General features: G+C 64.2%; 21 protein-coding genes. 7 read left to right on the top strand and 14 right to left on the bottom strand.

Features of this window, described 5'->3' with window-relative positions; translation table 11 throughout:
• Window positions 1–3 precede the first annotated feature (3 nt).
• Together FJ980_RS04305 and FJ980_RS04300 are read right to left on the bottom strand one after the other, a co-directional pair.
• Window positions 4–480 (bottom strand): (2Fe-2S)-binding protein, encoded by a 477-nt coding sequence (locus tag FJ980_RS04305; protein WP_140541697.1) that lies wholly within the window; start codon window positions 478–480, stop codon window positions 4–6.
• Window positions 480–1,340, bottom strand: a complete 861-nt coding sequence (locus FJ980_RS04300) for a xanthine dehydrogenase family protein subunit M (protein ID WP_140541696.1) — start codon at window positions 1,338–1,340, stop codon at window positions 480–482. The genes FJ980_RS04305 and FJ980_RS04300 overlap by 1 nt, the downstream gene beginning before the upstream one ends.
• Window positions 1,341–1,538: 198 nt before the next feature.
• On the opposite strand from FJ980_RS04300, the gene FJ980_RS04295 reads away from it, so the two are divergent.
• Window positions 1,539–2,408, top strand: coding sequence for a tetratricopeptide repeat protein (locus FJ980_RS04295; RefSeq protein ID WP_140541695.1), 870 nt, complete (start codon window positions 1,539–1,541; stop codon window positions 2,406–2,408).
• On the opposite strand, the gene FJ980_RS04290 is transcribed toward FJ980_RS04295, so the two are convergent.
• The 4 genes from FJ980_RS04290 to FJ980_RS04275 all read right to left on the bottom strand — a co-directional run bounded on the left by FJ980_RS04290 (window position 2,346) and on the right by FJ980_RS04275 (window position 5,158).
• Window positions 2,346–3,062 carry a hypothetical protein gene (locus FJ980_RS04290; RefSeq protein ID WP_140541694.1) on the bottom strand — a complete coding sequence of 239 codons (717 nt, stop codon included), beginning with the start codon at window positions 3,060–3,062 and terminating at the stop codon, window positions 2,346–2,348. The genes FJ980_RS04295 and FJ980_RS04290 overlap by 63 nt on opposite strands.
• A 68-nt stretch (window positions 3,063–3,130) precedes the next feature.
• Window positions 3,131–3,664 (bottom strand): DUF1629 domain-containing protein, encoded by a 534-nt coding sequence (locus tag FJ980_RS04285; RefSeq protein WP_140541693.1) that lies wholly within the window; start codon window positions 3,662–3,664, stop codon window positions 3,131–3,133.
• 234 nt (window positions 3,665–3,898) lie between these two features.
• The gene (locus FJ980_RS04280) at window positions 3,899–4,183 is read right to left on the bottom strand and encodes a hypothetical protein (RefSeq protein ID WP_140541692.1); all 285 of its coding nucleotides are present in this window, start codon (window positions 4,181–4,183) and stop codon (window positions 3,899–3,901) included.
• Window positions 4,184–4,201: 18 nt separating this feature from the next.
• Window positions 4,202–5,158 carry a hypothetical protein gene (locus FJ980_RS04275; RefSeq protein ID WP_140541691.1) on the bottom strand — a complete coding sequence of 319 codons (957 nt, stop codon included), beginning with the start codon at window positions 5,156–5,158 and terminating at the stop codon, window positions 4,202–4,204.
• 278 nt (window positions 5,159–5,436) lie between these two features.
• Here FJ980_RS04275 and FJ980_RS04270 point away from each other — a divergent pair, with 278 nt between their 5' ends.
• Window positions 5,437–6,417, top strand: a complete 981-nt coding sequence (locus FJ980_RS04270) for a GlxA family transcriptional regulator (RefSeq protein WP_140541690.1) — start codon at window positions 5,437–5,439, stop codon at window positions 6,415–6,417.
• 33 nt (window positions 6,418–6,450) lie between these two features.
• Here the strand turns inward: FJ980_RS04270 and FJ980_RS04265 are convergent, their stop codons facing one another.
• Both FJ980_RS04265 and FJ980_RS04260 read right to left on the bottom strand, forming a co-directional pair.
• A complete protein-coding gene (locus FJ980_RS04265) occupies window positions 6,451–7,221 on the bottom strand; it encodes a hypothetical protein (RefSeq protein WP_140541689.1) in 771 nt (256 codons plus the stop codon).
• A gap of 57 nt (window positions 7,222–7,278) precedes the next feature.
• Window positions 7,279–8,124, bottom strand: coding sequence for a hypothetical protein (locus FJ980_RS04260; RefSeq protein ID WP_140541688.1), 846 nt, complete (start codon window positions 8,122–8,124; stop codon window positions 7,279–7,281).
• A gap of 638 nt (window positions 8,125–8,762) precedes the next feature.
• On the opposite strand from FJ980_RS04260, the gene FJ980_RS04250 reads away from it, so the two are divergent.
• Window positions 8,763–8,978, top strand: coding sequence for a hypothetical protein (locus FJ980_RS04250; RefSeq protein ID WP_140541687.1), 216 nt, complete (start codon window positions 8,763–8,765; stop codon window positions 8,976–8,978).
• A 229-nt stretch (window positions 8,979–9,207) separates the two neighbouring features.
• On the opposite strand, the gene FJ980_RS04245 is transcribed toward FJ980_RS04250, so the two are convergent.
• From FJ980_RS04245 to FJ980_RS04230, 4 genes are read right to left on the bottom strand one after another with little or no spacing between them, the layout of a single operon-like run.
• Window positions 9,208–10,365, bottom strand: coding sequence for an ABC transporter ATP-binding protein (locus FJ980_RS04245; RefSeq protein WP_140541686.1), 1,158 nt, complete (start codon window positions 10,363–10,365; stop codon window positions 9,208–9,210).
• On the bottom strand, window positions 10,358–11,500 hold the full coding sequence (locus tag FJ980_RS04240; RefSeq protein WP_140541685.1) for an ABC transporter substrate-binding protein: 1,143 nt from the start codon (window positions 11,498–11,500) through the stop codon (window positions 10,358–10,360). Before FJ980_RS04240 ends, FJ980_RS04245 begins: the two co-directional genes overlap by 8 nt.
• Window positions 11,497–12,336 (bottom strand): ABC transporter permease, encoded by an 840-nt coding sequence (locus FJ980_RS04235; protein ID WP_140541684.1) that lies wholly within the window; start codon window positions 12,334–12,336, stop codon window positions 11,497–11,499. The genes FJ980_RS04240 and FJ980_RS04235 overlap by 4 nt, the downstream gene beginning before the upstream one ends.
• A complete protein-coding gene (locus FJ980_RS04230) occupies window positions 12,333–13,211 on the bottom strand; it encodes an ABC transporter permease (RefSeq protein ID WP_140541749.1) in 879 nt (292 codons plus the stop codon). The genes FJ980_RS04235 and FJ980_RS04230 overlap by 4 nt, the downstream gene beginning before the upstream one ends.
• A gap of 457 nt (window positions 13,212–13,668) precedes the next feature.
• Between FJ980_RS04230 and FJ980_RS04225 the strand changes: the two genes are divergently transcribed.
• From FJ980_RS04225 to FJ980_RS04210, 4 genes are read left to right on the top strand one after another with little or no spacing between them, the layout of a single operon-like run.
• Window positions 13,669–14,823 carry an acyltransferase gene (locus FJ980_RS04225; RefSeq protein WP_140541748.1) on the top strand — a complete coding sequence of 385 codons (1,155 nt, stop codon included), beginning with the start codon at window positions 13,669–13,671 and terminating at the stop codon, window positions 14,821–14,823.
• A gap of 2 nt (window positions 14,824–14,825) precedes the next feature.
• Entirely contained in the window at window positions 14,826–15,935 is a 1,110-nt protein-coding gene (locus tag FJ980_RS04220; protein WP_140541683.1) for a glycosyltransferase family A protein, read from the top strand.
• On the top strand, window positions 15,932–16,951 hold the full coding sequence (locus FJ980_RS04215; RefSeq protein WP_140541682.1) for a glycosyltransferase: 1,020 nt from the start codon (window positions 15,932–15,934) through the stop codon (window positions 16,949–16,951). Before FJ980_RS04220 ends, FJ980_RS04215 begins: the two co-directional genes overlap by 4 nt.
• Window positions 16,948–18,726 (top strand): ABC transporter ATP-binding protein, encoded by a 1,779-nt coding sequence (locus tag FJ980_RS04210; protein WP_140541681.1) that lies wholly within the window; start codon window positions 16,948–16,950, stop codon window positions 18,724–18,726. The genes FJ980_RS04215 and FJ980_RS04210 overlap by 4 nt, the downstream gene beginning before the upstream one ends.
• A gap of 117 nt (window positions 18,727–18,843) precedes the next feature.
• On the opposite strand, the gene FJ980_RS04205 is transcribed toward FJ980_RS04210, so the two are convergent.
• Window positions 18,844–20,160: an HlyD family type I secretion periplasmic adaptor subunit gene (locus tag FJ980_RS04205; protein WP_140541680.1), complete on the bottom strand. Its 1,317-nt coding sequence runs from the start codon at window positions 20,158–20,160 to the stop codon at window positions 18,844–18,846.
• Window positions 20,157–21,920 (bottom strand): type I secretion system permease/ATPase, encoded by a 1,764-nt coding sequence (locus FJ980_RS04200; protein ID WP_246676303.1) that lies wholly within the window; start codon window positions 21,918–21,920, stop codon window positions 20,157–20,159. The genes FJ980_RS04205 and FJ980_RS04200 overlap by 4 nt, the downstream gene beginning before the upstream one ends.

The raw sequence follows: 21,920 nt of genomic DNA, 5'->3' as shown, positions 1-21,920 counted from the left end.
GGATTACGCTCCCTTCATCACTTGGGCCGCATCCTGGACGGCGCGCACGATCTTGTCATAGCCGGTGCAGCGGCAGAGGTTGCCGGCGAGCCCGAAGCGGATTTCCTCCTCGGTGGGCGAGGGGTTCTTCTCCAGCAGGTCCTTGGCCGCGATCAGGAAGCCCGGCGTGCAGATGCCGCATTGCAAGGCCGCGTGCTCCAAAAACTTCTGCTGCAGCGGATGCAGCTGGTCGCCATGCGCCATGCCTTCGATGGTCTCGACCTTGCGGCCCTCGGCTTCGGCGCCCAGCACCAGGCAGGAGCAGACCAGCCTGCCGTCGACGATGACGCTGCAGGCGCCGCAGTCGCCGGTGCCGCAGCCTTCCTTGGCGCCGGTCAGCCCCAGACGGTCGCGCAGCACGTCGAGCAGCGTCTCGTCGGGCTGGCACAGATATTCGACGGCGTCGCCGTTGATCGTGGTTGATATAGCTATACCGGCCATTATTTGCCTCCCGCACGCTTGTAGGCGGTCGTTGCGGCTCTCTGTGCCAGCACGCCCGCGACTTTCCGTCTGAATTCGATGGTGCCGCGCTTGTCGTCGATCGGACGGCAGGCGCCGGAGCAGATCTTTGCCAGCCGCTCCAGCGTCTCTTCGTCGAGCTTCGAGCCGATCAGCACCTGCCCGGCTTCCTCGACCAGCAGCACCGTGGGTGCGGCGGCGCCGAGCGCCACGCGGGCGGTCTTGATCGCGCCCTTCTCGTCCAGCGTCAGGTTGACGCCGGCGCTCACCACCGCGATGTCCATCTCGGTGCGCGGAATGAAGCGCAGATAGGCGTCGCCCGCATGCTCAGGCCGCTTGTCGAGCAGGATCGCCTCGATCATCTCGCCCTTGGCCAGAGACGTGCGGCCGGGTCCGGTCGGCACGGCTTCCACGGCGATCGTGCGCTTGCCCGAAGGCCCGGCGACGACTGCTTGTGCCGCGGCCGCGACCAGCGCCGGCACGCTGTCGGCGGCCGGCGAGGCGTTGCAAAGATTGCCGGTGATGGTGCAGCGTCCCTGCACCTGCTTGGAGCCGATCAGGTTGGCCGCCTCGACCACGCCGGGCCACGCCTGCTTGAGCGCCTTGTTCTCGCCCAGCACCGCGCAGGGCACGGCAGCGCCGATCCGAAAGCCGTCGGCCGTCTCGGCGATGTCGGCCAGGCCGCCGATTGCCTTGATGTCGACGATCAGCTCGGGCTCGATGAAGCCGCCCTTCATCCTCACCAAAAGGTCGCTGCCCCCGGCCAGGATAGCGGCCGGGCCTACTGCCTTGGCGAGCTCGCCAACGGCATCTTCGATTGAAAGCGGACGTATGTAACGCATCGTCTCCCCTTGGTGGTCATAATCGGATCGCCCGTTATAAAGCGTCTGGTTATAATGGCCATCCCGTTCGTGCATTGCACCATCCAAGTCAGGCAGGTTGGCCCTAATTCCTGGCCCAATCTTCCAAGCCTGGGCCCCTGAACCACGCGCCTGCGTTGAGCCGGGCGTCCGCGCCACTACAGAGGAGCTTCAAATTCAGTGACCAGCACCGGTCAAGCCAGCAGCGAGGATCTGGTTCGCCGCGCCGTGGCCGCCTTCAACTCCGGCGACCACGCCCGGGCGATGGACCTGTGCGAGCTTGGCCTGAAGCGGCACCCAGGCGATTCCGCGCTTTGCCATCTTCTGGCGGCCGTATTGTTCGCCAGGGCGGACCAGCCGGCAGCCCGGGCGCGCATCGAGGCGAGCCTGGCGACGCGTCCGGACAATGTTCCCGCCCTGATCCTGGCAGGCAGGATCGCCCGGGCTGAGGGACGGTTCGACGCTGCGTTGCAGTTCCTGGATCGCGCCGCGAGGCGGTCGTCCCAGGCGGAAATCCTTCTCGAGCGGGCACGCACCCTCGATCAGGCGGGCGATGCTTCCGCCGCTGGCGCGGCCTGGACAAAGGTCCTGCAAAGCGATCCGAAATCCGTTGAGGCGATGGCGCGCCTCGGACGCCTGGCCTGGCAACGCGGCGTGCCTGCCGAGGCGGAAGGCTTCCTCGGACGCGCCGTCGCCGGCGGCGGGCATCCGGCCCAATGGTTCGACCTCGGGCTCGTGCGCCAGGACATGCGCAAGTTCGCCGCCGCCGCCGAGGCGTACCGGCATGTGCTGGAGATGAGCCCGGACGCCGCGGAAGCCGCGGTCAATCTCGGTGTCGTCCTGCAGGAGATGGGCGACCTCGCGGGGGCGATGGCGGCCTATTCGCGAGCCTATCGTCTCGCCCCGTCCACCTTCGGCGTCATCGCCATGGCGCTCACCTCCGCGCCATGCGGCCGGCTCTGGCTCGACGAGGATGCGCTGCGTCTTTCACTCGCCGGTGGAGCGTCCGCGCCTGGCGCGGAACCGCTTGCGGTAGACGCCCGGCGTTGACAGGACATCCGCGACCGTCCGCGCATAGGCCGCCTGGCGTTTTTCGTCGAACACTTCGTATTCCAGCCGCGGCGCGGCCCGCGGAACCGCGAAGCATTGCGCGACCGGAGTTCCTTTGCGGAGCACTCCGGAGAATTCGGGCTCCTTCCAGATCGCCGGGAAATTGATGCCGCCATCGCTGAACCGGTCCGAATCCACCAGGCCGGTCACCAGCCTGAAGGGAAGATCCTCGCGATTGACCGGGTGCGTCGCGTAGAGCGACCAGCCATCCTCGACCTCGATGGTCCAGAAGCTGTTGAATTTGAGCGCGGCCTGGCCAGGCCAGGCGAACGGGCTGCCCGCGAGCTGCCCCGGCGTGTGGAAGCTCAGCGGCGCTCGCGGATGGTTCGCGGTGGCGGGTTCCGAAACCTTCCAGTCCCAGGAAAACTTGCCCTGGTCGACGATGACGTCGCAGGGCAGCAGGATCATGAACCCGTAGGTCATCGCGTCGACCACCGGCGGGCATTGCTTGAGCGTGCGAATATCGCGGCCGTGGATCGCCGAATAGGCGGTGGCGGGCATCGTGCGCAGCCAGTCCGGCAACACGCCGCGCGCCGGCACCGGGCGCGGCAAATGCTCCGCCAGCATCGGATCACATCGGAAAATCACACGCATCGCCACCTCCCGGCATTGCGATACCATGCCTGCCCGCCGCGCTCCAAGCGGCGCCCGTCAGTCAGCTGTCAACCTGCCGTTCCCGAAGTCCATACGGGCTTGAACGATACCATGCGCAGTCCTGCCTTGCGCACCCGCTCGACGAACACGTCATCGACGAAGACCGGGGAAGCCCGCATCGGCAGCTTGAACACTTCCGCGCCGCCAATCTTCTCCGCGTCGAAAGCGTAGCGCTTGATCGCCAATATGTCGCCGTCCTCGAACCGCACCATCTGCGACCGCGCCTCATCCAGCGCGTCGATCACATGCGTGACATTGAGCAGCCAGACCTTCTCGCCGCGCAGCGGGACCAACTCGCCGTAGGGGCGAAGCGTCGCGGCCAGCGCGTCCACGGCCGGCCGGCGCAAAAGCGGGGCATGCTCGCCGAGCCACGGGAAATCGGAATAGTGCCGTTCGCCTTCCTCGACACGCCGCATCACCGGCGGCTGCCAGCCCTCGAGTGAGCGTCCGTCGAGGCCGAAGAACACCTCGTAATCGCCGTCGTCGACCGGCAGCACCCATTCCTGCCCTTCCGACACAGTGAATTGATGGATGATCGTCATCGCCCGATGGCCCCGCTGCTTTCGATGAAGGTCCGGCGATGACGGCGCCGTGCCGGATTGCGACGCCTGGGGTCGCCGAAAGCGCGCACGAGGAATCATGCAATGGTCCAAAACGCTATTCAAGGATAGCGATTGGCTCGATGACAGGGCGGCTCTGCAGGCGAAGGGACCGGCAGGAGCTCGGTGGTAGAAAGCCTAAAGCCGCCGCAAGCTGATTAACGCGCCGCGCAGGGATCATGCGCGAGTACATCCATAGTCGCTGCATCCGTCAGTGGCGAGGGATGCCCTGAATGCCGCCGTTTGCGGAGCTCGGTTCAACTTGCCCAGCAGGACAAGTGTGTCGATCCCTACCTGTTCGCTGACAGTCAGGTTTATCCCTGTAAAAACGCGCTTCAATTCCTCGATATTACGGCGATAAGCGGCATCGAGAACTGCGTCGATGAAGCCGCTCACCGGCACGACAAAGTCTTTGCCGAGGTGCTCTAAATCGTCATTGTCCTTCGGTTTCGATTTCGCCATGGCTTCCTCCTGTTTGGCTTAACGATCTATGACGATCGTGGTCCTGTTGAATTCTGTCCGCAGGATGAAATTGTTAGCTGCGCCGGCAGCCGCCTTTTCAGCGAAAGTTCCGGCGGATACGACAAATCGTCCATCGTTTGCCATGGCCTCGAAGGACGGTGGGTTGGGGATCGAAAAGGCGAGCACGACCTTATGGACGTCTTCGCGGCTATTTTTGAACTCGACCGAAGAATCACTCAGAACCGGCTCCGCAACAACCCCCGGCGTAGCATTGCCATAAATCTTGGTAGTGAATTCAAGAGCGGACGTCAATGTAGGTGGACCCTTGTCTTTTGAGTCCAAAGAAGCAAAAAGTGATAAGTCGACAAATTCATCAAGAGGCTTTTTGACTCCTATAAGACCAGCGATAGGATACATAAAGTTTGGATCTTTATTGAAATAATTCTTGTTTTTCTTCTTTTTTGGATTGCAGTAGTCAAAGTCAACCTGCCTGGTCAAATGGTCAAAAGTTTCGACGAGGTAGAATGTTTGCTCATGGCGCCTGGTGCGATCGACGCCAGCTCCAATCCCGAGTTTGATTTGGTTCCCCGTCAGGCGACCCAGCAGATCCACGGAGGCATTCGCGTCGTTCGTTTCTGTGATATTCAGCGAGAAATCGTAGGCGACTGCCGCGCCCATAAAATAGTCCAGGTATTTCCGTGCGGTTGGAGACAAGCTTTTGAAATCGACATTCGCAAGTGAAATCGTGTCGTCTCTTAGCAGTGGCGCTACGCTGCGCGCGTATCGATCATTCTTGAGCTGATCAGAGAGAAACCAGGCGGCGACTTTGTCTTCAAACGCGTCTCGCAACTCGCACCGCGTCTTGCGCGCTATGTCAGTTGCCGTAAAACCGGTCACGGTCTCGATTACAGGTGTAGTCGTGCATGATGCATTTGCGGCGCAAAACAAAAGCGCGGCAACGCGGCGCCATAACATGTCATTAGCCCCCAGAAGACTCGAATATACTGCGATGGCTGGTAGAAAAATGTCAATACATTAGCAGGAAATAAATATACATAACTCTTCGGTTAATGATCTAGATACCGTTGATCCAGTCTGCAATCCGCGTTGGAGTGCGCCGGCCGACACGCTACAGGTCGCCGGTGGCGTGCGATGGTCGAAGATGGATCGCCGCTGTATTGATGGACGTCTCGGACGGCCTTCCGGTGGTTCGCGAGCCGATGAAGATGACCAAGGGATAGTTCCAAAAACGAATGGCCAAGAAGTTCGCCTTTCTTTTGGTGCGCGATTTCACCTTGTCGCCGCTGTCGCTGTTCATCGACACGCTGAGGCTCGCCGGCGACGAGGGCGACCGCAGCCGCAGGATCGAGTTCGACTGGGAGATCGTCGGCGAGCGCGGCCTGCCGATCCGCGCCAGCTGCGGCGTCGAATTGCTGCCGACCAAGGCGATGGGCAATCCCGAGGATTTCGACAATGTCGTGGTGGTCGGCGGCCTGCTCGACACCAGCCGCAAGCTGAGTTCGGAAAAGGAGGCCTTCCTGTTGCGCGCCGCGCAGAAGGGCGTGCCGCTCACCGCGCTCTGCACCGGCAGCTTCGTGCTGGCGCGCTACGGTTTGCTCGACGGCTACAGCGCCGCGGTCAGCTGGTTCCACATCAAGGATTTTCGCGCCGAGTTCCCCGATGTGAACGCCCATGCCGACAGCCTCTATTCCGTCGACCGCGGCCGCGCCACCTGCGCCGGCGGCACGGGAGCGGCCGATCTCGCCGGCTATTTCGTCTCGCAGTTCATCGGCCGGAAGGCAGCGGAAAAGGCGGCCAAGATCCTGGTGCTCGATCGCATCCGCTCCAGCCGCGACGTGCAGCCGGTCGGCGATCTTTTTCCATCGGCCGCGAGCCGCGCGGTGAAGCGGGCGCTGCTCCTGATGGAAAGCAATCTTCAGGAGCCGATCCCGATCGCCGAGATTGCCGCCAGGCAGAACTGCTCGCGCCGCCAGCTCGAGCGCCTGTTCGGCGCCGAGCTCGGCATCGGCCCGATGGCCGCCTATCTGGCGCTCAGGGTTCACTATGCCAGATCGCTGCTGGAAGGCAGCGACCTCGCGATCGGCGAGATCGCCTATCGCTGCGGCTTTGCCAATGCCGGCCATTTCAGCCGCGTCTTCCGCCAGCAGGCCGGCATCACGCCGACCCATCTGAGGCACCCGAACCGGGCGGCGGCGAGTGACGTTGCCAGATAGCGGTCCCTGCGCACGATTTCGGCAAGCTGGCTTCTATGTCACCGCGATAACCTTCCCCGTCGCACCAAAGCGACACAGAACTTTCGCTTGTCGCACTTGGAAACCGCCTGGAAGCGCATAGTTTATTCGCACCTCGATCGGCGCCGCCAGACCGGCTCTGCGTTGGCGCATCGGACCGGCACTGACCGCGTATACGCGCACAGCACCGAGCGGCGTCGCGGCCGACACGATCGCCGCGCGGCAAGCGCTGACGACTTTGGGCGGCGTGCCTGGCTTCGGTTTCAGCGATACAAGGGGCGCAAAAGGATAGCCCGCTCTAAACCGCCCGAACTCCCCGCCACGTGCGCTGGCAGGTTTGAGGATGGATGGTAGGCTGATCGCGGTTGTTGCGCTTTTGGCGGAGAAAACGGTGGGGTTGTCGGGGGGCGCGGTGTCCCTGGTGCCTGACGTTGCGGTGCCGGCACCCGTCGACACGCCCGCGCTTGTGCTGCCTGCAGCGTCACCCGTCGAAACGCTCGCGCCGATCGATCCGGTACCAGCATTCGCGGACGCGCCAAGGCTTGTCCCTCCTGCGCCTGCCGACGCGCCAACGCTGACGCCGCCTGAGCTCACCGACGCGCCAACGCTTGCGCCGCCCAAGCCGCCGACACTTGCCCCCAAGCCAGCGGAGACACCTTGTGATCCGGCGCTCACTCCAGCGCCGACGCCAATGCCGCCGACCTTGCCGCCACCGCCGACATCAAGGGCGGCCGCCGGTCCGGTAGCGGCTGCGATCATCAAAGCGACCGCCACGTATTTGCCCATTTCAGGACCCCTCCTGGGCATGCGTTCGTGCCAATCCAAATGTACTCCTGACCATCATCATCGAGGCGGGGTCGGAAGCAACGCGTCGGGGAGAGTGATCGTCGTCGCCACCAGAACCCGTTTCGGTGATCTTGGGATCTTCGCTCTGTTCTTATCCTGCAAGCCCGTTTGGCGGACAGCTAGGCCATCCTGGCTGGCAAGTGGAACCGCGGCGGAACGCGTCCCGGGCGCGCGCTCCATCTGCGCTGTGCGGCGCGCACTTTGCGCCTTGACGAGGTCGATCGCCTTTCGCGCAGCGGTAAGGAACACGGACATGTCGGTCAGCTTTTGGCGCTCCTGCTCCAGCGCCGCGCTCAAGTCGGCAGATGCCTGCTTCGCAGCGTCTCTTTCCCGACGGGCGTCATCGGCATCGCTTGCGGCCGAAACCGCGCGCGTGTGTTCCAGTTCCAATGCCTCGTTGACATGCTTTGCGGCAGCAACCGCCAGCTGGAGGTCCTTTAGGGCGGTGGCCCGCTCGGCCGCAGCCAGATTTGCACGTTTCTGATCGGCCTCGCCGGCCTGGCGAGCCATGGCGAGTTCGTGCTCGAAGTGTTCGACCTTATGGCGCTCTTCGGCAACCGATTGATTTGCCTCGGCCAGGGACACTTCCACGGCGTTGCGTGCTTCGTTTGCAGAAATCAATTGTGCCTTCAAGTCTTTGATGACGCGCTGCGCCGCATCCAGATTGAGTTTGAGGGTTCCGTTGCTTTGGTTCGCCTCTCTCAGGGCCTTTGTCTGCTCTGCGGAGGTGCTGGCCAACAGCCTTGCCTGGGCGCTTGCTGTGCGCTCGGCATCCTGACTCAGGCCCAGTTGCGCTTTTGTCGACGCCAGTTCGACTCGCGCCGCCGCGATCTGTTGCTGCATTTCGGCGCGGTTGTCTGGCGGAGATACCGCCGCCAAGAGGAGGATGCATCCGGGAACGGCGCTCCACCTCCAGTGGCGCATGCTGAAGCGAACCCATACCGGGCGCGGGTCGTCTTCGAACTCCTCGTAAGATCCATGTATGGACGTCACTGGCCACGGTCCTCTGTCTACTGGGCATTCCTCGCGATGCTCAAGAACGTGTCATAGCGGCTCTGTGCATGAATTGCGGTTCTTGTTGTAACAGTTCGCTCCGTTTTGATTTATACCGCTGAATAATCTGTATTTTTCGAAACCGTTCCGGCCGCTTATACCAAATACGCTTTCAGGCCCAGGAAGCATCATCCAAATGGACTAGACCTCATGTCGATCGTTTCGCGGCAGAACTTGTGGCGGCAGGGCCTGACGGCGCGCTTGGCAAGATCATCGGCGGCGGCTTCCCGGTGGGTGCCGTCGGCGGGCGCGCCGATGTCGCGGCGGTGTTCGATCCGACCGCAGGCAAGACCACGCTGCCGCATGGCGGCACATTCGCGGCCAATCCGGTGACCGCGTCGTCACGAAGTTGTTTGCCTTCCCATTATATCAGGAGTCGCGTATATAAGACTGCGTTACTATGCTCATTTTCAGAGGGGAATTAAATCATGCGCAAACAGAAATCGCTTGGACTGGCGCTTCTTGCTTCCATGTCGCTTTTCCTCGCCGACGCCGCTTTAGCGAAAGACGCTTACAAAACACCATGCAGGGCGGATGCCCAACGACTGTGCAAGATGGTCGACAACGCAAAGGGGTTAAGCTGTCTTAAACAGCATATCAGTGAGCTCACTCCTGCCTGCAAGGCGTTTCTCTCCAAGAAATGAGCTGTAATAGCCGTCAAGGATCGTACTGATTACTCGGCAGACCTACGGACCGCCAAGGTGGTTCTCCGTCCGGAATTGCGTCAAAGCAAGGACATGGACCCGCTCGCTGTTTCGGTGAAACGGTGAACCGCTCCAGGCACCGCGACCGACGGAAGGCCGCCGCCGTGGTGCATCGATCAGAACCGGATGCGTGGCAGCCGTCGATGCCTGCGGGAAGGCGGTCGCGACGTCAGGAAATCCGCATCCCGGCCTCGTCCAGCAAGACGCAGTTGTCGGCGTCGAAGCCGAGTTCGACCGCTTCGCCTTCGCGCAGCACGCGGCCGTCGATCGGGGCGTTGGCGCGGATGTTCGCCTTGCCGCCTATGTCGACCTCGTAGATGGCGCTGCCGCCGAGATAGGAGGCCGACACGACCCGGCCGGACAACCGATTGGCGCTCGTTCCACCGACCGACAGTTTCTGCGGCCGCACCACCACCGTGACGGCGCTTCCCTGCGGCAGCGGCCTGGGTGACAGGACGTTAATCGTCTGGCCGCTGGTCAGCGTGACGGTTGCCAGCCCGTCGGATCTGCTCACCGTGCCTGACAGCATGTTGGCCTTGCCGAGGAAGTCGGCGACGAAGGCGGTGGCCGGCCGCTCATAGACCTCTTCCGGCGTGCCGACCTGCTCGGCCGAGCCGGCATTCATCACCACGATGCGGTCCGACATGGACAGCGCTTCTTCCTGGTCGTGGGTGACGAAGATGGCGGTGATGCCGGTTTCCTTCTGGATCTTCTTGATCTCGACGCGCATCTCCTCGCGCATGTTGGCGTCGAGCGCCGAGAGCGGCTCGTCGAGCAGAAGCACCTGCGGCTCGAAGACGATGGCGCGCGCCAGCGCAATGCGCTGCTGCTGGCCGCCCGACAATTGCGAGGGCAGTTTCTTCTCGCTGCCCGGCAGCCGCACCATGTCGAGCGCCTGGCCGACCTTGCGCTTGATCTCGGGCTTGGCGACGTTGCGATATTTCAGCCCGAAGGCGACATTGTCGAACACGCTCTTGTGCGGAAACAGCGCATAGCTCTGGAACACCAGTCCGATGTTGCGCTTGTAGATCGGCACGTCGTCGACGCGCCGGCCGCCGATCATGATCTGGCCGGCCGAAATGTCGACCAGCCCGGCGATGGAGCGCAGGATCGTCGTCTTGCCGCAGCCCGAAGGGCCGAGCAGCGTGACGAAGCTGCCCTTGCCGATCGACAGCGAAAAATCGCGCACCGCGACGAACTTGCCGTAGGCGATATCGATGTTGCGGAACTCGACCGCGGGGCTGTTCGCCCCGGCGGCCGCGCTCGCGCCTTCCGCCCCGGTCGAGGCCGGCCGGGGATTGAGTGTCGTGCCCTGGCTGTCAGGCACCTTTCGAGATCCTGTTCCACTGCTTGGTCCAGGCGTCCTCGTTGGTCGCCCAGTAGGTCGGATCGGCGAAGGTCAACGCCTTCATCGTACCGGTCGGATCGAATGCCGGCAGCTTCGCAATCTTGTCGGTCAGCTTGACTTTGTTCGGGTCGAGCGACGGCGGATAGCTCTGGCCTTCGGCCACTGCGATCGAAGTCGCCGGATCGAGCATGAAGTTGATCAGCTCCTCGCACTCGGCCATCGGCGAGCCTTTCAGGATCAGCATGTCCTCCATCCAGGCATAGGAGCCGGCCGGATCGAGATAGCCGATCGGGTGGCCTTGATCCTGCAGCGCCGCGACGCGGCCCGACCAGGCATCGGTCACCACGATCTCGCCCTTGGACAGCAGGTCCATCAGCTCGGCGCCGGAGCTCCAGAACTTCTTGGCGAGGTCGCGCGTCTCGCGCACCTTGGCCCAGATCGTGTCCATGTCCTTGAGGTTGTTGGGGTCCTGTCCGGTGGCGAGAGCCGCGTACCAGACGCGCGTCGTCATGTCGGAATAGCCGCCGACCTTGCCGGCATATTTCTTGTCGAGCAGCAGTCCCGCGCCCTTTTCCTTGGCCTCCTCCGGCGAGATCACCTTGGTGTTGTAGGCAATGCCGGTGGTGCCGTAGTCGTAAGGCACGGCCGAAAGCTTCGGCGTCAGCTTACGGAACGGCTCGATCATCGGCTGCAGCACATTCACCATGTTGGGAATGTTGGCCTCGTTGATTTCCGAGGTCAGGCCGCCATTGACGTATTTGATGTAGTAGTTGACGCCCGAGGAATGGATGACCTGGTAGTCGCCGGGCTTCGCCGTCTTGATCTTGGTGATGATCTCGTCCTCGTCGCCGAACGTGCCCTGGACCACCTTGATCTTGGTCTTGGCCGTGTAGGGCTGGAAGGCGAACTTGTCGATCGCGTCCTGCACCGTCCCGCCCCAGCCGTCGAAGCGCACCTGCTCGACCGCGGCAAGCGCCCGGCTCATCCATGGCATGGAGAGGCCGGCCGAGGCCGCGGCAGCCGCGGTCAGGCTCAGGAACGTCCGTCGGCTGAGATCGCCGTTGACATAGCGGTCGTGCAGCCGCTCCAGCCGCTTGGTGGTGGTCAGTTTCATCGTGCTTCCTCCTTGGGTTCGCTACGTCTTCTCAGTTTTGTCAGGCTTTGCATCAGCAGGCCGCCGATCAGCGGGATGCCGACCGTCACCACAATCATCACGGTGCCGAGCGCATTGATCTCCGGGCTGATCGAGATTTTCAGCATCGAGAGGATTTGCGTCGGCATGGTCTCGACGCCTGCCGGCCGCCAGAACAGGCTAGCCGACGTGTTGTCGAACGAGATGGTGAAGGCGAGCAGCGCGCCGCCGACGACCGCCGGGATGAGCAGCGGCAGCGTGATCTCGCGGAAGGACGAAAAGCGCGAGGCGCCCAGCGAAAGCGCCGCCTCCTCATAGACGCGCCGGATTCCGACCATGCGCGCCTGCGCGATCAGCACCACATAGGGCACGGCTAAAAGGATATGGCCGAGCACCAGAAGCAGCATCGTGCGCGGCTGGTCGATCGCCTTGATCAGCACCAGAAGGCCGACGCCGAGGATGGTTTCCGGCACCAGCGCCGGCAGGATCACCAGCGTGCTCAGCGCCTGCTTGCCGGGAAACTCGAAACGCACCAGCGCGAACGCCGTGACGACGCCGATGGCTGTGGTGACGGCGGCAGTGACCAGCGCGATCCACAGCGAGGTGCGGAAGGCGGCCAGCACCGCTTCATTGCCCATCAGCTTGGCGTACCATTGCAGCGAAAAGCCGGTCATCGGGAAGCCGCCGAACATCGAGGCGTTGAACGACAGGATGACGGTCGCCACGATCGGCGCGAACATGAAGACGTAGACGCAGAGCGTGACGAAGCCGGTCAGCCGCCAGGCCCATCTGCCTTCCTCCTTGCGCCGCGCCTTCATCCGCCAAGCCCTTTGACGATCTGCGACATGCCCATGTAGCGGGTGTAGATGGCGGCGAAGAAGCCGAGCACGAGAAACAGCACGATCGACAGCGTTGCGCCCATCGGCCAGTTCAATTCGCTCATGATGGTGTCGTAGATCAAATTGCCGAACAGCGCGTCGCGGCCCGAGCCGAGCAGCTGCGGCGTCACATAGCTGCCGGCCGCCAGCACGAAGCACAGCAGCAACCCCGCCGCCAGGCCGGGCAGGGAAAGAGGAAGCGTGACCTCGCGGAACGCCTGCGCGCTGGTGCAGCCCATCGAGCGCGCCGCCGAGATCAACGTTCGGTCGATGCCCTCGAGGCTGACATAGACGTTGAGGATCATGTAGGGCAGGAGGAAGTGCAGCAGTCCCAGGATCACCGCGCCTTCGTTGTAGAGCATCGGCAGCGGCGCGTTGATGATGCCCATTTTGAGCAGCGCGACGTTGATGACGCCCTGTTCGCCAAGGATGTTGATCCAGGAAAAGGTGCGGATGGTGAAGCTGATCCAGAACGGCACGATGAGCAGGAGCAAGAGCAGCCATTTGTGCCTGAAGCTCGTCGCCCAGATGAAATAGGCCGGGAAGTAGCCGAGCACGCCGCACAGCAGCGCGGTAATCGCGCCGACCCTCAGCGTCTTCAGCAGGAAGCCGGAATAATAACTGTCGGTGAAGAATTCCTGCCAGTTGGCGGTGGTCAGCGCGCTGGTTTCGACGCCTGCGGTGACGAAGGTGAAGGACGTATAGGCCGCCATCACCGCGATCGGCAGCACCAGGAAGAAGATCAGCAGCAAGAGCACCGGTGCAACCAGCATCCAGGCCAGGCGCGGATCGTACAAGGTCCAGCGATTGTTCATGCGCACCCGGAGGTAGGCGCCTTCTTCGGCGCGCTTATGTTCCCGCAGTGAAGATTGTTTCATTGCCGCCGCGATGTCTACAGGCGGTGATTGAGCCAGAGAGATGGGAGCGAGGAGGGTAGCCCCTTTTGGTGTGTCGCCGGGGTACATTGTGGCGTTGTCTGAGCAGTTCTCCAGCAGCTTCGAAGAGCTTGATGCATCCGCATTGGTTGGAGCCTGCCGCTTCGCCAAAAGAGGCAGAATAGCGGCATATACGTGTCATTTCCTGGAACGAACGGTCACGTTTTCATTCAGTCTGATAACTATTCTGTGTTGCACCGCACCATTTTGTGCCGCAGTCCTTTAGCGTAGGCGAATATATGGTTTAGGAGTCGGCACGCTTGCGTTTTCCGTTGACCGGCACGGATGTTGCGGCCGGCGGCCCGGGCCATGTCGTCAGCACCAGCGGCTGCGAATGATGCCCGGCGGTCGCGACCTCCAGCTTGACGCGCTCCGGGCTGCTGCCGTCACGCTTGTGCTTTATTCGCATTTCTTCGCGCCCGGCGGCACGTCCTTCCTTGGTCATCTCGGAGTGCGGCTGTTCTTCGTGCTTTCCGGCTTCCTGATCACCAGGCTTTTGCTGGAGGCGCGCGACGCCGACCAATTCGCGGCTGGATCGGCGCTGCGCTCCTTCTATGCCAGGCGCGCGATCCGAATATTCCCGCCCTATTTCGCGGTACTGGCCTTCGTCTGGTTCACCGATCTTGAACAGGCTGGATCGTCGCTCGTCTGGCACGCGCTCTATCTGTCGAACTTCTGGTACGCGCATCGCAACGACTGGACGCCTTGGCTGCTTTGCCATTTCTGGAGCCTCAGCATCGAGGAGCAGTTCTACATCGCCTGGCCGCTGATCGTGCTCCTGGCGCCGCGCAGGCGCATCGAGGCGATCACCATTGGCCTCATCTGCTTCTCGCTCGCCTACCGCTTCTACTGGCCGATCGCCGCCAACCCGGCGCTGGCTCGAGACCTGCTGCCGCCGGCCTCGATGGATGCGCTTGCCTGCGGCGCGCTGCTTGCCGTACGTCGCGCCAGGGGCGCCGGCGTGCCGCGTTGGATGCGGTTCGGCTGGCCGGCCTTCGTGGCGCTCTTCCTACTCGTCGTCTTGTCCGACCCGGGGCCGGCGAACTCGACATGGGAATGGCCGCGCTGGCTCCTGGTGCAGGTGCTGCCGCTGGTGCCGTTGGTGGCGATCGTCTCGATGTGCTCGAACGGCCTTCGCGGCACGCTCGGCTGGCTGGCCGAACTGCCTCCGCTGCTTTTCCTCGGCCGCATCAGCTACGGCGTCTATCTCTATCACGCGATCCTCCTCGCTTACACCGTAAAGGCGCAGCCGTGGATCCCGCTCAACGTCTCGGAGGAGGGGCCGGGCCGCTTCCTGGTCGCGGGCGCCGCCACGCTGATGGTCGCCTCGCTGTCCTGGGTGCTGTTCGAAAAGCCGCTCAACAGCTTCAAGCGCTATTTCCCCTATATCGCGCGGCCACGCGCTCGTGCGCCGAGCGAGACCCGGCGGTTCGGCGCCACATATCCCGGCGCAAAAGCGGCGCTCGATCTGCAGCCGACGGACCGGAGCTGACAATGATACGCCCGCTCATCTCCGTCGTGCTGCCGATCTACAATGCCGAGCTCTATGTCGGCGCTGCAATCCAATCGATCCTGCGGCAGGACTACGACCGGCTCGAAGTCATCGCCATCAATGACGGATCGACCGACAGGTCGCTGGAAATCCTGGAGCGCTTCCGCAAGGCGGACGGCCGCGTGTCCATAATCTCGCGCGAGAATCGCGGCCTCGTCGCCAGCCTCAACGAGGGGCTGTCAATAGCCCGGGGCGAGTTGGTGGCGCGGATGGATGCCGACGACTTTGCCTATCCTTGGCGCCTGTCGCGCCAGGCGGCGCTGTTTGCCGCGCGGCCCGAACTCGGCTTCTGCGGCTCGCTTGTCGACACGCTGTTGCACGGCCGCGTCGCGCGGGGCAGGCTGGATCCGGTGTTCGGCCTCGGTCTCCTCCCGGTGCTGTCGAAGTTCTTCACGATCTTCATGCACCCGACGGTGGTCTACAACCGCCGGGTCATCGGCGAGGCAGACCTGCATTACGATGGCCGCTACCGGCATGCCGAGGATTTCGATCTCTTCCGGCGGCTTGCCGACCGCTATCCGGCGGCGCTGATGCCGGATAGCCTGCTCGTCTACCGCCTGCATCCCGGCAGCGTGACCAGCTTGCATGCAAGCGAGATGCGGCGCACGCACCTCCGGATTGTCGGCGAAAATCTCGAGCGCGAGGGGCTGGCGGACGAAACGCAGGATCTGCGCGCTATTGGCGACAATGTTTCGTTCGATACCGTGCGCCGCGCGGCCGCGTTCATCCGCAGCCTGGAGGAGCGGATCGCCGAGTTGCCGGCCGCATCGCGGCCGAGCTTCGAGGCCGGCGCGCTGAACCTGTTCTATTTCCTCTACCAGCTCGTCAACGACCAGCAGCGGCCGGCGTTGGCGCATGAGTTGCTGACGCTGACGGCGAAGTGGGACGTCATCCGCCGCCGCGAGAAATACGCGCTGCGCGCCGGCGCCTGGGCGCCCTGGCTGAGCCAGGCTTCGATATGGGCTGGCAAACGCGCGGACAGCGTCGCCTATCGCTTCAAATCCGCGCCGGCGGCGTCCGTGCTTGCGCCTTATCGGATGGGGGCGGCATGAACGCCGATCGCCATCCGCTGCTGCAGCATCTACGCTCGCCTCCCGGCCCGAACCCGCGGCCTGAGGTCTCCTTCATCGTCTGCACGCGTGATCGCGCGGCGGTGCTGAAGTCCTGCATCGATTCGATCCGCGCCGCCTGCCGGACGCATCCTGCCTTCGCCGCCGAGCTGGTGGTGGTCGACAATGGCTCGCGCGACGGTACGGCCGACTATCTCTCGCGGATCGCCACGACGTCCGACATGGCGCTGACGGCTATCTGTGAGCCACGGCCCGGACTGGCGGCGGCGCGCAATGCCGGGATGGCGCGGGCGCGCGGGCGTGTGCTGGTCTTCGTCGACGACGATTGCCGGCTCGACCGCGACTATCTCGTCGACCTCGAGCGGCATTATGCGAGCGGCGAGAAATGGCTGATCCGCGGCGGCCGCGTCGAGATCGGCGACGCCGGGGACCTGCCCTTCACCATCAAGCGCTGCGAACAGCGCAAGCGGCTGACGCGCGCCGTCCATCCGGGCGGCTTCGTGCTCGGCTGCAACATGACCATGCATCGCGACGTCGCCGCCCGCATCGGTCCCTTCGACGAACGCTTCGGCGCCGGCGGAGCGCTGCGCTCGGCCGAGGATACGGATTATCTGGTGCGCGCCATGCTGGCCGGCATCGCAGTGGAATATGTGCCGGATATGACGATCTTTCACCATCATGGAAGGCGTGACCGCAGGGCGATCGACCGGCTGCACCGCGACTATCATTTCGGCAACGGTGCGCTCTGCCTGAAACATATGCGCCGCGCCCCGTGGCTGCTTCGTCACTTCTACTGGGCAACGCGGGCGGCCACGCGCGAGCTCTTCGGCGGTCCGCGCTTCGACCAGGAACTCAGCCTGTCGCACTGGCCGATCGTGCTGATGAACCTGGCGGGCGCGGCGAAGTTCATGGCCCTGGTGCTGGCCGGGCGGCCTGACCGGCAGGAGCGGCCCGCCCAGGAAACTACCGAGGCCAGGGCCGAGGCCGGCGCGCGATGATCGAGCCCAAAGCCCCTATCTTGTCGATATTGCAGCGCGCGCTCGGACGGCGTCAGCTCGGCCTGATGCCCGTCGTCGTCGTGCTCGGACTTGCAAGTGCCGCGCTCGAAGGGCTCGGCATCGGGCTGATCATCCCGCTGCTTGGCATCATCATGGGCCATGGCGAGACGACCGGCATGGCCGGCCTCTCCGCCCTCCTGCAGAAGGTCGGCGCTGGGCTAGGCGAGCGTGAGCGGCTGATTGCGATTTCGGCCGCGATCCTCGGCTCGATCCTGCTCAAGAACCTGCTCGCTTTCGCCAATTCGGTGTTGACCGCTCATATCTACGGCAAGGCGAGCCAAGCGATACGCGGCGCCTTGGCCGAGCGGCTGCTCAATGTCGGCTATCCCTTCTTTCTCAGGCAAAGCCCGGGCCGTTTGCTCAACATCATCTCCAGCGAATCCTGGCGGGCGTCGGATGCCATCCAGGGTATGCTCAGCGCGATCGTCAGCGCCTCGGCGGCGCTCATCCTGCTCGCCTTTCTGTTGCTGCTCTCGTGGCCGATGACGCTCCTGGTGATGCTGGGGCTGGCTCTGGTGCAAGCGGCGCACATGGCGCTGTCGGCGCATCTCAGGGCGCCCAGCCGCAATGTTTCGGCGCGCAACAGCGCCCTGGCCTCGCAAATGCTGCATCTCGTCCATGCTGGCCGGCTGATCCGCATCTTCGGCCAGGAGGCGCGAGAGAAGGCGGCGTTCGAAAAGGCATCCGACGGCGTACGGCGCGCGGCCTTCCTGCTCTCAAACCGCCAGGGCGCGCTGGGGCCGCTGACCGAAGTTCTGCACGCCATGCTGTTCCTGGCGGTGGTGATCGGTGCCTGGCTTGCGGGCTTGAGTTTCCCGCTGGTCGCCGCCTTCCTCATCCTGCTCTACCGCCTGCAGCCGCATGTCAGAGCCTTGCAGATGACCTGGAGCCAGTTGCAGGGTCTTTCCGGCTCGCTGGAAGAGGTGACCTGGCTGCTCGATCCCGATGGCAAGCCCCCGCCGCCCGAGGGCAGCCGGCAGTTCGCCACCTTAACCAAAAAAATCGCCTTCGAGGGCGTGAGCTTCAGCTATGCCAATGAGGAGCAGCGCGCGGCGGTGCTGCACGCGGCGAGCTTCGACATCGTGAGCGGGCACTCGACGGCGCTGATCGGCCGCTCCGGCGCCGGCAAGACCACGATCGTCAACCTGCTCTGTCGCTTCGTCGAGCCGGATGCAGGCAAGATCCTCGTCGACGGCGCGCCGCTCGGCGAGATCGACCCGGCCGACTGGCGCCGCCACATCGCTCTCGCCAGCCAGGAGCTGGAGCTGGTCGACGGTACGATCCTCGACAACATCACCTATGGCAAGGACGCGGCGACGTTCGAGGAGGCCCGCCGCGCCGCCGAGCTTGCCGAGGCGCACGGCTTCATCGAAACGCTGCCGCAAGGCTACCAGACGGTGGTCGGCTATCGCGGGGTGAACCTTTCGGCCGGGCAAAGGCAGCGCATCGCGCTCGCCCGCGCTCTTGTGCGCGACCCCGACATATTGATCCTTGACGAGGCCACCAACGCGGTGGATGGGCTTTCGGAAGCGGCGATCGTCGAGACGCTGAAGTCGCGCGCCGGCCGCCGCACCACGATCGTCATCAGCCATCACCGCAGCACGATCTCGTTCTGCGACGACCTGGTGATCCTGGAGCATGGTAGAGTGAAGAAACAGGCGCCGTTCACTGAGATGGCGAAGCTCACTATGGATGAGTTGTATCGGCCGGAGTGAGGAGCCCGAGCAGGGGCTCGCCCGCATCTTCTTCGTCATCACTTCCTCCTCCTATGTGCCGAAGCGAGGACGGTTCTGGCGCAAAGCGGCCGTTCCGAGGCGGCCGGAAGGGCTGCCCTACCTTTCCCTGAACGCCCGTGCGAAGGAATCCATCATCGGGCGCACCAGATATTCGAAGAAGGTCCGGTTGCCGGTGCTGATGAAGGTGTCGACCGGGGTGCCGGGATAGAGCTGGTCCGCCTTCACGCCGGGGGGCAGGGCATCGGCGATCTTCAGCCTGGCGCGGAAATAGGGTTCGCGGGTGGCCTCGTCGATCAACCGGTCGGCAGAGATCTCGCTCACCGTGGCCGGGACTTCCGGCGTCAGGCGCGCGTTGAGCGCCGACAGCCGGAGCTTTGCCTGCTGGCCGACATGCACCTGGTCGATGTCCTTCGGCCGCAGCCTGGCGTCGACCACCAGGCCCGAGGTCGTGGGCAGGATCTCCATGATCTTTTCGCCGGGCGCGACCACGCTGCCTTGCGAATTGTAGGTCGAGGAGACGACGATGCCCGCGGCCGGCGCGGTGATCGTCGTGCGCTTCAGCACCGCTTGCGCGGCGCGCATCCGCTCCTCGATGTCGGCGAGGTTGGTGCGCACATCGTCGAGCTTGGTGAGCGCCTCCTCGACGCGCTGCGTGGTCGCGCGTTCGGTCTGCGCCTCCGCTTCCACGATCTGCGTGCTGGCCGAGGCGAGGTCCGCCTCCAGCGCGCCGGCTTGGCCGACGAGGTCGGCCTCCGAGCGCAAAAGCTGCGAATATTCCCTGCGGTCGGTAAGGCCTCGGTTCAGAAGGTCGGTCTTGATGCCGAGCTCCTTCTTCACCACCTCGGCCTGCTGCTCGATGGCCGTCTTCTGCGCGTTCAGCCCTTTGACCGACTCGCGATGCATGGCGACGCGCTGCGCCAGGATCGACTGCTCCGACCGGAACCGCGCAAGCCTGGCGTCGAATTCCTTCTGCTGCTCGCGGATGAGGTTTTCGAATTCCTGCTGGAACGGCGCCGGCGCGGGCTCGGCGATCGGCGCCAGCGTGGCGAGGCCGTCGCGCTCGGCCTCCAGTCGCGCCGCGCTGGCCTTGAGCGCGATCCATTGTCTCGTCAGCCGGTTGAGATCGGCTTCCGCGGCGGTCCGGTCGAGCAGGATGAGGTCCTGGCCTTCCCGCACGCGGTCGCCTTCATGCGCCAGCAACTGCCTGATGATGCCGCCCTCGCGATGCTGGATCAGGATGTTGCCGCCGGTCGCCGCGATCGTGCCTTGCGTGATCACTGCGCCTGCCAGCGGCGCACTCGCCGCCCAATAGCCGAAGCCGCCGACCATCAGCGCGATCGCCGCGTAGCCGGCGACGGCCGTTCGCCGGAAGTCGGTGCGCGGGCGGCTTTCGAGGATGAGGCTCTGCGTCATCGTCCAGGACCCGTGGCGATGCTGTGCGAGGCGCGGATGGTCGGCGCGAACGATCCTGTGACCACCGTGTTCCGCTGCTTGCCCGGCTGGCGCAGCACCTCGGCGCTCGGCCCGAACGCCTCGATCGCGCCGCCGCGCAAGACCATCACACGGTCGCAAGCCGTGGCGATCGAAGGGCGATGCGTGATCACGATCGTGGTCACGCCCGCGGCGCGGGCCGTCGCGAGCACCGCTTCAAGTGCTGTCTCTCCGGCGCCGTCGAGATGCGTGCTCGGCTCATCCAGCACCAGGATGCGCGGATTGCCGTAGAAAGCGCGCGCCAGTCCGATCCGCTGCCGTTCGCCGCCCGACAGCGTCCCGGCGATCATCGTCTGGTAGCCGTCGCGCAGCGAAAGGATCAGCTCATGCGCCTCGGCGCGCTTTGCCGCTTCCACGATCGCGGCGTCGTCCGCCTGCGCGTCGAAGCGGGCGATGTTGTGGGCGATCGAGCCGGGGAAAAGCTCGACCTCCTGCGCCAGATAGCCGATATGCCGGCCGAGCTGGTTTTCGTCCCATGTCCTGAGCTCCGCGCCGTCGATCCTGATCGTACCGCCGCTCGGCCGGGCGGCCCCGACGACCAGCCGCGCCAGCGTCGACTTTCCGGCACCGCTTGGGCCGACGATCGCCACCGCCTCGCCGGCCTGAATCGCGAAATTCAACCGCTTGAGAATCGGTTCGGCGCCAAAGGCGGCATTTGGCGCGATGAAGAAAAGATCCTGTGCCGAAATCGCGCCGGTCGGGTCGGGCAAGACGAGCTTGCGCGTCTCTGCCGGCTGCGCCGCGAGCGCGGTCCCCAGGCGCGTCCACGCGCGCCTGGCCTCACCGAGCTGCCGCCAGGAACCAATCAATTGGTCGAGCGGCTGCAGCGCGCGCGACGACACCAGCGAGGAAGCGAAGATCATGCCGGCCGTCATCTGGCCCTTGAGCACCAGCCAGGCGCCGGTGCCGAGGATCGCCAGCTGCAACATCATGCGCAGTGCCCTGGAAGCGCCGCTGAAGATCGCGTTGGCGCCGGCCGAGCGGTCATGCAAGGCAAGCGCCTCCGATACATGCCGGCCCCATGCGCGCGCGGCGTTTTCCACCATGCCCATGGCGCGCAGCGTCTCGGCGTTGCGGGCGAAGGCCTGCTCGGCCCGGTTGGCCAAGGCCGAACGCTCCGCCGAGAGCGCATCGTTCCTGCCGATAGCAAGCTGGTTGGCCACGACCAGGATGACCAGCAGCGTGGCGCCGCCGAGCGTGACCCAGAACAGCAGCGGATGGATAAGGTAGAGCAGGCCAAGGAAGACCGGCGCGAAGGGCAGGTCGAACAGCACCGAAACACCGCGCGAGCGGATGAAGGCGCAGACCGAGGCAAGGTCGGTGAGCGGCGACTGCGCATTGCCGGAGCCGAGCGAAGCGGCGAACGCTCTGGCGCCAAGCCTGTCATTGACCGTCGCCGCGACGCGCTGCGTGTAGACGGCTCGGACGGCGTCGAGAAAGCCGAGGAAACCGAGCGCCGCGACCGCGATGACCGACAGATAGACGAGCGTCTCGACGCTTGAGGAGGGCAGCACCCGGTCATAGACCTGGAGCAGATAGAGCGGGATCACCAGCAGCAGAAGATTGATGAGCAGCGAGAACAGGCCAACATCGGCGATGGCGCGACGGAACACCTTGCGCAGGTGCGTCGGCCACAGGCCGGCCTGCCTGATCGCATCCGGAGCTCGCTCCCTCGACATCAT

The organism is Mesorhizobium sp. B1-1-5 (genome assembly GCF_006443065.1).
Lineage (GTDB): Bacteria > Pseudomonadota > Alphaproteobacteria > Rhizobiales > Rhizobiaceae > Mesorhizobium.
The sequence above is the reverse complement of the archived record's forward strand: the minus strand, read 5'-3'. Positions and strand labels throughout refer to the sequence as shown.